Origin of the sequence: Ureibacillus chungkukjangi (assembly GCF_003217295.1) — a bacterium.
In the GTDB taxonomy this organism is placed as follows: domain Bacteria; phylum Bacillota; class Bacilli; order Bacillales_A; family Planococcaceae; genus Ureibacillus; species Ureibacillus chungkukjangi.
Genome location: NZ_QJTJ01000023.1, coordinates 41262 through 53838 on the forward strand (window position 1 = coordinate 41262; position 12577 = coordinate 53838).

The window sequence follows — 12577 nt, forward strand, 5'->3', positions numbered from 1 at the left end:
TTTTTTTTGTGTAAATATTTGAAGAGAAAACAGTTCTGTAAAATTTTAGGTAATTTTTCGGTGGAATTATTGGAATCGTTGCTACTTTTAGTTTATGCTTTATATATAATGTGTGTAAATTCTGACTATTTTTAGAAATTTTGGAGGATTGGTACTAGTGCATAGACAAGTTAAGGCGATAATAGAGAATATAGAAAAAGTAATGATAGGAAAGCGTGATGTAGCTGAGCTCAGTGTAGTTGCACTGCTGTCGGGAGGGCACGTTTTACTTGAGGATGTACCAGGTGTCGGAAAGACGATGATGGTAAAAGCGTTAGCTAAATCAGTAAGCGCGGAGTTTAAACGTATTCAATTTACACCTGATTTACTTCCGTCGGATGTGATTGGTGTTTCGATCTATAATCCGAAAACCCTCCAGTTCGAATTTCGACCAGGACCTATCATAGGAAACATAATTTTAGCAGATGAAATAAATCGTACCTCTCCAAAAACTCAATCAGCTCTTCTGGAAAGTATGGAGGAAGCTTCTGTAACGATTGAAGGGGAAACTCTGCAAATTAAAAAGCCGTTTTTTGTAATGGCGACACAAAATCCAATTGAATATGAAGGTACATATCCATTACCGGAAGCCCAATTAGATCGCTTTTTACTAAAGATAAAAATGGGCTACCCTTCCGCGCAAGATGAGGTGGAAGTATTACGTCGCGCTGCGAATTCTGAACCGATTGTTAATTTGTCACCGGTTATTTCCCTTGAGGAGCTTTTAGAGCTTCAAGAGGAAGTGAGAAGTGTATATATTGAAGACTCCATTAAGAGCTACATTGTTCAGCTTGCTAGAGCAACTAGAAATGTGAGTGAAGTGTATTTAGGTGTAAGTCCACGTGCATCTATCGCCTTGATGAAGGCAGCGCAAGCCTATGCAAAAATGCAGGATCGTGACTATGTGAAGCCAGATGATGTACAGTATCTAGCTCCATTTGTATTTGGCCATCGTATTATCTTAAAGCCAGAAGCAAGATATGAAGGTGTAACAACAGAGGATATAGTCAATCGAATCATCAATAAGTCAGTTATCCCGATTAAAAGGTATGCTGAGCAATGAAAAGGCTAAAAAACTATCTGCAGGGTGGTGGGCGATTTATCGCCATCATTGTACTAGCAGTTATCACATTTAGTTATGCGATGTTTCAAGGGGGATTTGTTAGTTGGTTTGTATTTTATTCCCTTACGCCCTTTCTGCTCTATTCCTTGCTACTAGCATTTGCTCCGATTCATATATATGAGGTAAGTCGTGAGGTTACGCCTTCTAAGCTCCATCGTGGAGATTCGGCTAAAATAACGGTTAGCTTTCGAAATAAGACATGGATTCCACTGATATTTATGACTGTTCAAGAACTTGGGATAGATCGTAATTCGAGTAATTATCAAGGTCGCTATAACCAAATCTATTTTGTTGGTTGGAAAAGAAAGTTTGAATGGTCCTATGAATTGAACGACATGAAACGCGGTAAAATGCAATTCCAGGGCATTCAATTTACCTTTACAGATTTTTTTGGATGGACTATTCGTACAAAAGTGGTGGAAGAGGATAAATCAGTGGTCATCCTTCCAAAATTATCAACAATTAAATATAAACCATTACAGATGCAATTTGAGCATGGTGGAGTAGCGGCACCTTTTTCAATGGTTAAGGATACGTCTCTAGTAACAGGAGTAAGAGATTACCAATCAGGAGATAAGTATTCTTGGATTCATTGGAAATCCTTTGCGAAAAATGAAACGTTGCGGACAAAGGAGTTTGAAGATCGGCAAACTCAGGATATTTTCCTTGCGATTGACCAGTCCTCGGAAAAGAATTTTGAACATGCTGTAGATTTAACTGCTTCAATTCTGCAAAGTGTTATTAAAAATCATGGTGATATTTCATTTTTATCGACAGGAGAAAAGAGGGAGATTTTCCCGAAGCTGAAGTCTCAAAGTCGTTTGGAAAAAGTAATGCAGCATTTAGCGGTGGTAAAACCGGATTCGAAGCAGTCGATTGATGCTATTCTTGCAAATGAGATGGCACTAATCAATGCAGCGACACTAGTTCTAGTTACAGGAGAGCTTTCTAAGGAATTGAAGGACTTCTTCGTGAATAGCTCGAAATTTGCACGAGGTATTGTTTGTTTTGTAGTTTCTGGGAAGAATGAAAAAGTGGTAGAAAAACGCTTAAGTGTAGCCAATGTGAAGGTGATTCATATTGCAGAGGAGCAATTCGAAAATGCATTCACGGAGGTGATGAAGCCGTGAAGGAGAAAACTTTTAGTTTAATAGAATTAGCGATTTACTATATTGTTATATTCTTTATATTACGAGAGTGGCTTGTTCCAGTAATGGAGCTGACAAACACGGGGTTTTTGGAATTGATTATGCTATTTATAGCATTATGTCTGGTGCTTAGCTTATTTCAAATTCACTTCTTAATTTCCGGACTTATTAAATTCGCATACATTATCTGGTTTATCGTTTTTGTATATGGAGGAGTCTTTGTTTTATCAGCTGAGGGAATCGATTTTTTATTTAACGATTTTCAAACGAATATCGCAGCTGTTTTGCGAGCAGATTGGCTACATATCACAAATCCGTTCCGAACATTCTTATTCTTTATCTTGATTTGGATGTTAATTTATTTGATACATCACTGGATTGTTGTACGAATGAGTGTTTTTTATTTCTTGTTGTTAACAGTATTCTTTGTCGGAACACTTGATACTTTCACGGAATATGATGGGTCATTTGCCATTGTGCGAGTAATGGTGCTTGGTTTAGCTTTAACAGTCTTTTTATTAGTAAAGCGTTTATTAAAACAAGCAAATATTACGTTAGATTTGAAGAAATATCTCAAATTAGCTGTACCGGCTATTTTGTTAGTTTTTGTGATGAGCAGTATCGCGATTTACCTACCGAAATTCTCTCCTCAATGGCCAGATCCCGTGCCGTTTATTAAATCTGCAACGGGGCAAGGTGGCGCGGAGGTTAATGGAGGGGGCATTTCAAAGGTAGGTTATGGTGAAAATGATAGTAGACTGGGTGGCTCATTTGTTGCTGATGATACAGTTGTGTTTTTAGCTGAATCGGAAACAAAGCAATACTGGCGTATAGAAACAAAGGATCGATATACATCCAAAGGCTGGGAGGATTCGGGTTACTTCCAAGGGGAGCTTAGTGTATTTGAGCATCAGCAGATTATAGAGACTTCTTTGCCGGTTGGTCCTGAAGAAGATACGAAAACAGCTACGGTTGAAGTGGTAAACCCATATGATTTTATTATCCAGCCTTATGGTATGAAGTCTGTTACCTCTGCAATGGTATCGGTACTTCCAAATCTTGAATTCATGTTGTCATTGGATACAGAGAAAATCGTGACTTACGTAGACCGTGCTCCAACTGAGTTGCCAGGTTATACATTAGAGTATAGTAAACCAGTTTATCTATACAGTACTTTAAAGAATCCGACTGAAGAGATAGATCCGGTTCTTTTTGAGCGTTATTTACAATTGCCGGATACATTGCCTACTAGAGTCAGAGATTTAGCGGCGGAGATTGTGGGAATAAGAGAAACTCCGTACGACAAGGCAAGAGCAATCGAAATGTATTTCAAGCAAAATGGATTTCGTTATGAAACGGATAATGTAGCGATTCCTTCAGAAGAACAAGACTATGTAGATCAATTTTTATTTGATACGAAAATCGGTTATTGCGACAATTTCTCAACTTCAATGGTAGTATTATTGCGTTCGTTAGGCATTCCAGCTAGATGGGTAAAAGGATTTGCCGGTGGAGATGTAATCGATAATCATGGATCATCTAGTACCTACCAAATTACGAATAATGATGCCCATTCTTGGGTAGAGGCTTACATTCCGAATGTTGGCTGGATGAATTTTGAGCCGACGATTGGATTCAACAATTCTCGTTCGATTGAATATGACTTAAGCACAGATGATTATGAAGAAGAAGTCCTAACTGTTGAAGAGGAAACAGAGCCTGATGAAAAAATTGAAAAAGAAACAGAGCCTAAAAAAACAGCCGCCGAAGAAAGTCAATTCTTTGAGAATATCGCGAAATTCTTTGAGCAAAATAAATATATCCTTATAGGTATTTTACTGTTAGCTCTAGTTGGAGCATTTATCCTCTATAAGATACGCAGAAAATGGTTGCCGAAAGTATATGGAAAGCTATATAGACGAAAAGAATTAAATGAATCTAGGTTTGAGGCTTCTTTCTTACAATTATTAAAGCTCTTAGAGATGAAAGGATTCAAACGTAAAGAAGGACAAACCCTGCAAGCCTTCGCAAAAGAAGTGGATTCCTACTTTGAAAATGGGCATATGTCTCTGTTAACGGCTGCTTATGAGCAAACAATCTATTCAAAAGATGCTTCGGCAGTGAATGTGCTGCAAATGAGAGAAAGTTGGGAATATTTAATCAATCAGATAACTAGTTGATTTTAGCTTATATTAAGAGTAGAATTTAGAAAAAATATAATTAGGCTGCCTTCATATAAGTCCGATAATAGGGTTCGGATGTATCTACTAAGTTACCTTAAATAACTTATCTATGAGGGCGGGTATGGCTATGCCTTGCGCATACGCTCTATCCGCCTTGTCTTCAAACCATGAACGCGTCAGAAAGATTTCTTTTTGAACGCGTTTTTTTACAAAGAAGCAAGAGCCTTTAAAATTTAGAAGAGGTGTAAATAGCGTGACGACTCCATTGTTAAAAGAACAGGAAAAAATCGTGGTACTCGATTTTGGTAGCCAATTTAATCAATTAATTACACGTAGAATTCGTGAATTCGGTGTTTTCTCAGAATTACATCCACACACAATTACGGCTGAAGAAATTAAAGAAATGAACGCTACAGGGATTATTTTCTCTGGTGGTCCGAACTCTGTATACGATGAAAAAGCATTCAAAGTAGACGAAGCAATCTTTGACTTAGGGTTACCGATCTTAGGGATTTGCTACGGAATGCAGTTAATGTCTTATGCTTTAGGTGGTAAAGTTGAAGGTGCAGACCATCGTGAGTATGGGAAAGCGCAAATCAATATTACTGCTGACAACCAATTATTTGGTGAGCTTCCAAAAGAACAAGTTGTTTGGATGAGTCATGGTGACCTTGTAACAGAAGTACCAGCTGGATTTGAAGTGATTGCAACAAGTGCATCTTGCCCAATTTCTGCAATGCAAAATGTTGAACGCGGCTTCTATGCGGTGCAATTCCATCCAGAAGTACGTCACTCTGTATACGGTAACGATATTTTACGCCAATTCGTATTTGATATTTGCCATGCTAAAGGTGACTGGTCAATGGCAAACTTCATCGAAATCGAAATGAATAAAATTCGTGAACAGGTTGGTGACAAACAAGTTCTTTGTGCATTATCCGGTGGGGTAGATTCTTCTGTCGTAGCGGTTTTAATACATAAAGCAATTGGTGATCAGTTAACTTGTATGTTCGTGGATCACAACTTAAACCGTAAAGGCGAAGTTGAACAAGTAATGAAAACCTTCACTGAAGATTTCGATATGAAAGTTATCAAAATCGACGCTCGTGAACGCTTCATGAGTAAACTAGAGGGTATCTCAGATCCAGAGCAAAAGCGTAAAATTATTGGTAACGAATTTATCTACGTATTTGACGAAGAATCTGCAAAATTAAAAGATATGGACTTCCTTGCTCAAGGAACTCTTTATACCGATATTATTGAATCAGGTACTGCAACAGCCCAAACAATCAAATCTCACCACAATGTTGGTGGGCTTCCAGAGGATATGAAGTTTGAGTTAATTGAACCTTTAAATACTTTATTTAAAGACGAAGTACGTGCTTTAGGTCTAGAGCTTGGCTTACCTGAAGAAATCGTATGGCGTCAACCATTCCCAGGTCCTGGCTTAGGAATCCGTGTTCTTGGCGCAATCACAGAAGATAAATTAGACATTCTTCGTGAAGCTGACTACATCCTGCGTGAAGAAATCAAAAATGCCGGTCTTGACCGTGAAATTTGGCAATACTTCTGTGTACTTCCAGACATCCGTTCAGTAGGTGTTATGGGGGATGCTCGTACGTACGATTACGCAGTAGGCATCCGTGCCGTAACGTCCATCGATGGCATGACATCCGACTGGGCCCGCATCCCTTGGGACGTACTAGAAAAAATCTCAGTACGTATCGTCAACGAAGTAAAACACGTAAACCGCGTGCTGTATGACATTACGTCTAAGCCACCTGCTACTATTGAGTGGGAATAGGATTGTTAAGTAATATAATCTAACTATTATTAAATCCTCTTTTAGTTATTTTGCAACAAGTAACTAGAAGGGGTTTTTATTTTGATCAAAATACATGATCAAAAAGTAAAAAGAATGCCATTTGGCGATGAATTATTTTATATTTAAATAAGTTTTTCATGTTTTTACTGATATCTGTAAGGTTAGGGAGTACACTAATAAAGTAAAAAGGTTTACTTCAGTAAAATAAGCTAAATTATATTTGTTGAATAGATTCTCTTTAAAGACAAGAAAAGTAGGTGAACAAAGTGGGGAAATATCAATTGGATAACAAAGGTCAGGCAGCAGTGGCGAAGTATCATGAAAAAAACAAGCCTGCCCAATTTGATAAAAAGCAACAGCTAGAAAAAATTCGTGCGGAGTATTTGAAAAAGAAGCAAGACCAAACAGATAAATAATATCAATGAATGAATATATAGGAATACTAAAATTTATCATATGTTATTCTTCTATGAAAATTGAACAGATTTTGTGGTTTGTAAATTTAATCTCCTTTCTTTGTGTTTTGCAAAGAAAGGGGACTTTTTTTATGCACAAATTTAAATAAATAGGAATTATTACGATTTGAATTAAATACTATGTTATGAGAAGTCTATTTTTAATTTTAATTTGGACAAGAGACAAACTATTTTATTGGTGCACCGAAGCTCGCTATCAGTACTAGTAAAAAATCTAACTAATGAAAAGAGGAGATTGGATGCAATATAGGCAGAAGAGGTCAGGCAAACTCTCAACAGTATTTGTGGTAGGAATTTTAGTGTTATGTCTCGTTCCGCTTTTTCTAAAAACGAGTTCACTAACAATTTCAAACTCTTTTCTCCAATTAAATACGATTTTTCTTAGTATTTTAATTGAAGCCATTCCTTTTGTTTTAATAGGGGTACTGATTGCAGGATTTATTCAAATTTTTATAACGGAGGATCATATCCGGGCATGGATACCGAAGAATAAATTTTTAGCAGTGTTGATGAGCTGCGTGGTAGGTGCAGTGTTTCCGGCCTGTGAATGTGGAATTGTTCCGATTGTGCGCAGATTAATAGGAAAGGGAGTACCTTTATATGCTGGGGTCGGTTTTTTACTAACGGGCCCGCTTATTAATCCAATCGTGATTTTGTCGACCTATATGGCCTTTGGAAATAATAAGGAGATAGCTATTTTGCGTATGGGGGTAGGTTTTGCTGCGGCGTTGGCAATAGCTCTAGTTGTTAGTGTGTTATTTAAAACCAACCAACTAAAAAATGCTAAGGAGCTTCAGCGTTCGAAAACAAAAGCTAAAAAACAGCCTCTTGTGCCCAGAATAAGCGAAATGTTCAAGCATTCAATAGATGAATTTTTTGATATGAGTAAATACTTGATTGCAGGTGCCTTTGTTGCAGCGTTTCTACAAACCTATGTATCTACACAGTCTCTTCTTCAGTTAGGGAACACTCAAGTTCAATCGACGCTGGTCATGATGGCTCTAGCCTTTGTTCTATCACTGTGCTCAGAAGCGGATGCATTTATTGGGGCTTCCTTCAGAAACGTTTTTCCAACTACTTCCATTTTAGCCTTTTTAGTTTATGGACCAATGATTGATTTGAAAAATACAATTATGCTTTTAAGTGTATTTAAGGCGAAGTTTGTTTTTGTTTTATTTGTCCTTATTACAAGTATTGTTTTCTTGTTTGTAACCTTATCGAGCTTACTGTAGGAGGTGCACCGTTGATATTTCATTTTCAGCATTTTTTAAAAGCTTTATTACTAGGATTATTTACTTTGTATTTTGCTAATCTTCATCTCACAGGTGACATCTCTAAGTACATCAACCCAAAATATGATTTTATGAGTAAAATGGCGGCCATACTCTTTTTTATTTTATTGCTTATCCAGATTACGCGCATATGGTCGGAAAAGCATTCTCACCATACCTGTTCCCATAATTGTGATCATGATCATGGGAATAGTCATTGGAACTTGAAACGAATCGTCGGCTATAGCATTGTTGCATTTCCAATCATAACAGGATTTATGATTCCGCCTGCCACGTTAGATGCATCGATTGCTGCGAATAAGGGATTTCTAGTGGGCAAGGAGAACAGCCAAGGTTCGTTTTTAATGGAGGGGGCAGAATCTTTGGTGGAGAAAGAACATATTGATATCTATTCAAGTGATGTGGATGATATTGCTTTACCAAACGAAAATTATTTGTCTGAGAGTGAGTATGATGAAAGGTTCCGATTACTGCAAGAGTCTGAGACAATCGAAATGGCTGATGATATGTTCAGCACTTATTATGGGGAAATTAACGATAATCCAAAAACCTATGCGGGTAAAAAGATAAAACTGAGTGGCTTTGTTTTTAAGGAAAAGGGATTTGAAAGCAATCAGTTGGTAATATCAAGATTTTTAATAACCCATTGTATAGCCGATGCAAGTATTATAGGGTTTCTAACAGAATTTGATGGAGCCGATACCATCCAGGAGGATACATGGGTTGAAATCGATGGTGTAATAGAAGTGGGCTCATATGATGGATACGAATTGCCGATTTTAAAGGTTACAAGCTTAAGTGTAATAGATGAACCAAGTGAACCTTATATCTATCCTGTTCTAAAACTGTTAGGTAATTAATCTGCTTTCTAGGAGAGTCTCAATATGAGGCTCTTTTTTGATGATTGAATCCCTTTTCTAATAATGTTTTTGCACCATTTTCAAAAATGTGTAAGTTTCATGGAGAGGATATTGGGCAATAGAATAATAGATTCAACTACACAAAATAGCTGTAATTCTAGGAGGAGATTTAACATGGATAAACGTGAATTATATGGGATTTATGATACCGAGGCACAATTAGATGCTGAGATGGATCGATTACGTCTTCAAGGGTATAAAGAAGAAGATATGTTTATTGTATCAAGCAGAGATGACCAGTATACATTGCACCGTGGATATCTCGGAACCTCTGGAGAAATGGAAGGGGCTAGCTGGTGGGATAAATTCAAAGCCTTCTTAACAGGTGAAGACTTAGTGGATGATAATTTCCGTAGACTGGGGTTAGACGATGCCGAAAGAGAACGCTATTACAATGAATTGCGTAATGGCAAATATCTATTGTATGTCGATTCAGACTATGACACGTATTACAAGGATAGTACCCTTGCCTCCAGTGTTAATGATCTGAAAACATTAGAGCTTCATGAAGAGCGTTTGAATATTGATAAAAACCGCGTAATAACTGGAGAAGTGAATGTGAATAAAAACGTACACTTAGATGAGCAATCAATAGATGTACCTGTAGAACGAGAAGAGGTATATATTGAGCGACGTCCGGTAAATCGGGAAGTTGGAGAGGTGGCCGCTACTACCTTCAATACAGATAGTACTGTGGATGAAGAAGGTACAATTCATATTCCAATTACCGAAGAGCAAGTTGAGGTAACGAAAAAAGACGTTGTCACTGAAGAGATTGTGGTCGGTAAGCGTAAAGTAATGGATACTGAAACAATCACTGATACAGTCCGTCGTGAAGAAGCAGAAATCGATGATACGACAGATACTCTCAATAATAAGATTGATCGCCAGCAAGGTGGTATCTAATAGAAGAGTATTTTTCACAGCTAAGTAAAGGAGCTGAAAATATGCCTCACAAAGGAAAAGAGAAAATTGACCGCTTGGAAGATAGTGCGACGTTTGATGATGTCCCAAACGAAGAATTGAATGAAAAGGTAAAAGATGAGAAAAACAAAGAAAAGACAAAAGATACTTCTTCCAGTGAAGATGGAAAGCTAGATGAAAACTAGTTTAAAAAAGAGTGAATCCGTGATTTAATTGCGGGTTTGCTCTTTTTTGGTGTCTTGATGGAAGAGAGGTTGAATTCTTCAACAGATAATTTAATAGAATAAAAGTGATTAAAAGAGCAAAGTTTATCCAAAAAACGTTAAGTATACATTTAAATGATAGATATCCCCTTTAATTTACGAACTATAAAACAAATTTACCAATTAATGTTCGTAAAAAGGGTTGAAATCAAAAGAGTGAGATGTTATATTACAGAAGTAAATTAAATATTTCGTCGTATAATGTCGAGAATATGGCTCGTGAGTTTCTACCAAGCTACCTTAAATAGCTTGACTACGATTTAGAATCTATTAGTAACTGCTATTTTTGTATAGTTATTCTAATTATCGTAGACATGCAACTCTTGTTAGGTGCGTGTCTTTTTATTTATGACATTGTGGACGATTAATTCGGAGGAAAAAATGAAAAAGTATTTCCAATTTGAAGAGTTAGGGACGAATTATCGTCGAGAGATTCTTGGAGGTTTAACTACATTCCTTTCAATGGCTTATATTCTTGCTGTAAATCCAGGAATGCTAGAAGCTGCAGGGATGGACTATAATGCAGTATTTGTTGCAACAGCGTTAGCTGCAGCAGTAGGTTGTTTGTTCATGGGGCTTATTGCAAAATATCCAATAGCATTAGCACCAGGTATGGGGCTTAACGCATTCTTTACATTCTCTGTAGTTATGGGAATGGGTATGGCTTGGGAAACAGCCTTAACAGGGGTAATGTTCTCTGGGATAGTCTTCATTGTTTTATCACTTTCTGGTATTCGTGAAACAATTATTAATGCAATTCCAGCTCAATTAAAATATGCAGTTGGAGCAGGGATCGGTTTATTTATCACCTTCGTAGGATTCCAAGGTGCTGGAATCATTGTAAACGATGATGCAACTTTAACAGTATTAGGTGATATTACATCAGGTAATGCGTTACTTGCTGTATTTGGTATTTTCGTAACAGCAATCTTTATGGCTAAAAAAATTAATGGCGGTATTTTCTACGGTATGGTCATCACTGCAATTGCTGGTATGATTTTTGGTTTAGTTAATATGCCTGAAAAAATTGTTTCTTCTATTCCTAGTCTAGAGCCTACATTTGGCGCAGCTTTCGATTTTTTAGGAAACTTTGATGTTATCTGGAATTTAGATTTCTTAATTGTTGTTCTAACATTCCTATTTGTAGACTTCTTTGATACTGCTGGTACACTAATGGCGGTAGCTGGACAAGCTGGTCTTGTAAAAGACAACAAGCTACCACGAGCTGGTAGAGCCTTACTTGCGGATTCTTTAGCGACTGTAACAGGTGCAATTTTCGGTACTTCTACTACAACTTCTTATGTAGAGTCAACGGCTGGTGTAGCTGCAGGTGCTCGTTCTGGTCTTGCAGCGGTTGTAACAGGTATATTATTCTTATTAGCTTTATTCTTCTCTCCGGTTTTAGCGGTAGTAACAAGTGCGGTTACTGCTCCAGCTTTAATTATCGTTGGTGCATTAATGGTATCTTCGTTAAAGCTTATCGAATGGGATAAAATCGAAATTGCTATTCCGGCATTCTTAGTAATGATTTGTATGCCACTAGGATATTCAATTGCTACAGGTATTGCGATAGGGTTTATCTTCTATCCAATTACTATGCTTGTATCAGGTCGTGGTAAAGAAGTGCATCCAATTATGTATGGATTATTTGTTATCTTCTTATGCTACTTTATCTTCTTATAATTATAGATTACTAATATTATAGTAAAGGGTCGTTATCTTCTTTAGGAGATAACGGCTTTTTTTGTTCTATAAAATAACTGTATTCAAAATAGAAGGGGATGCATGTGTTTTAAACCAAAATACAATAGAAGGAATTTTGAGAAGGAGAAAAGACTGACTTAATGGAATTAATTTAAATTCATTTTTCGCTTGCAAAATAATCTATAGCTTAGTATAGTAATAAACGTTGCTGCTTGAGCAGTGAAGAATTGAAAAAATATATTGTTGACATCGTAAGAACTGGATGTTAAAGTAATTCAAGTCGTTACTTTTTGTAAGTAATGATGGATATCAAAAGTATTGACATAGTGTTAGTGGTTTGATATTATTTAAAAGTTACTTTTTGAAAAACACATTCAATTAATAAAGTGTTGACGATAAATTATTATCTTGATATAATAATTTGAGTAACGAATGAACCTTGAAAACTGAACAACAAAACGTTAATGAACATAGTTTCTTCTATTAAATTAGAGAAACAAAATTTTGGACATCAAAATTGATGCCGGCAGATGTTTGTCGGACATTTATAATGTCCGGTACAAAATTTGAGCTTTATCAAATTTTCTCTTTTATGGAGAGTTTGATCCTGGCTCAGGACGAACGCTGGCGGCGTGCCTAATACATGCAAGTCGAGCGGACTTTAGAAAAGCTTGCTTTTC

General features: G+C 36.8%; 10 protein-coding genes, 1 rRNA gene and 2 riboswitches. All 11 genes read left to right on the plus strand.

Annotation, left to right across the window (positions count from 1 at the left end; translation table 11 throughout):
- Nucleotides 1-157 precede the first annotated feature (157 nt).
- The gene (locus BJ095_RS14260; protein ID WP_107936241.1) at nt 158-1102 is read left to right on the plus strand and encodes an AAA family ATPase; all 945 of its coding nucleotides are present in this window, start codon (nt 158-160) and stop codon (nt 1100-1102) included.
- On the plus strand, nt 1099-2292 hold the full coding sequence (locus tag BJ095_RS14265) for a DUF58 domain-containing protein (RefSeq protein ID WP_107936243.1): 1194 nt from the start codon (nt 1099-1101) through the stop codon (nt 2290-2292). Before BJ095_RS14260 ends, BJ095_RS14265 begins: the two co-directional genes overlap by 4 nt.
- Nucleotides 2289-4490, plus strand: coding sequence for a transglutaminase family protein (locus BJ095_RS14270; protein WP_107936245.1), 2202 nt, complete (start codon nt 2289-2291; stop codon nt 4488-4490). Before BJ095_RS14265 ends, BJ095_RS14270 begins: the two co-directional genes overlap by 4 nt.
- Before the next feature lie 31 nt (nt 4491-4521).
- Nucleotides 4522-4623, plus strand: a riboswitch (purine riboswitch).
- A 123-nt stretch (nt 4624-4746) separates the two neighbouring features.
- On the plus strand, nt 4747-6297 hold the full coding sequence (gene guaA, locus BJ095_RS14275; RefSeq protein WP_282433282.1) for a glutamine-hydrolyzing GMP synthase: 1551 nt from the start codon (nt 4747-4749) through the stop codon (nt 6295-6297).
- Nucleotides 6298-6584: 287 nt separating this feature from the next.
- On the plus strand, nt 6585-6734 hold the full coding sequence (locus BJ095_RS19175) for a hypothetical protein (RefSeq protein ID WP_107936247.1): 150 nt from the start codon (nt 6585-6587) through the stop codon (nt 6732-6734).
- A 299-nt stretch (nt 6735-7033) separates the two neighbouring features.
- A complete protein-coding gene (locus BJ095_RS14285) occupies nt 7034-8026 on the plus strand; it encodes a permease (RefSeq protein ID WP_107936249.1) in 993 nt (330 codons plus the stop codon).
- A gap of 11 nt (nt 8027-8037) precedes the next feature.
- The gene (locus tag BJ095_RS14290; protein ID WP_107936251.1) at nt 8038-8946 is read left to right on the plus strand and encodes a TIGR03943 family putative permease subunit; all 909 of its coding nucleotides are present in this window, start codon (nt 8038-8040) and stop codon (nt 8944-8946) included.
- Nucleotides 8947-9120: 174 nt separating this feature from the next.
- On the plus strand, nt 9121-9912 hold the full coding sequence (locus BJ095_RS14295; protein WP_107936252.1) for a YsnF/AvaK domain-containing protein: 792 nt from the start codon (nt 9121-9123) through the stop codon (nt 9910-9912).
- Nucleotides 9913-9953: 41 nt separating this feature from the next.
- Nucleotides 9954-10115, plus strand: a complete 162-nt coding sequence (locus tag BJ095_RS19100) for a hypothetical protein (protein ID WP_181418079.1) — start codon at nt 9954-9956, stop codon at nt 10113-10115.
- 252 nt (nt 10116-10367) lie between these two features.
- Nucleotides 10368-10469, plus strand: a riboswitch (purine riboswitch).
- Nucleotides 10470-10574: 105 nt separating this feature from the next.
- Nucleotides 10575-11876: an NCS2 family permease gene (locus BJ095_RS14300; RefSeq protein ID WP_107936254.1), complete on the plus strand. Its 1302-nt coding sequence runs from the start codon at nt 10575-10577 to the stop codon at nt 11874-11876.
- Nucleotides 11877-12486: 610 nt separating this feature from the next.
- Nucleotides 12487-12577, plus strand: a 16S ribosomal RNA gene (locus tag BJ095_RS14305); the annotation flags it as partial.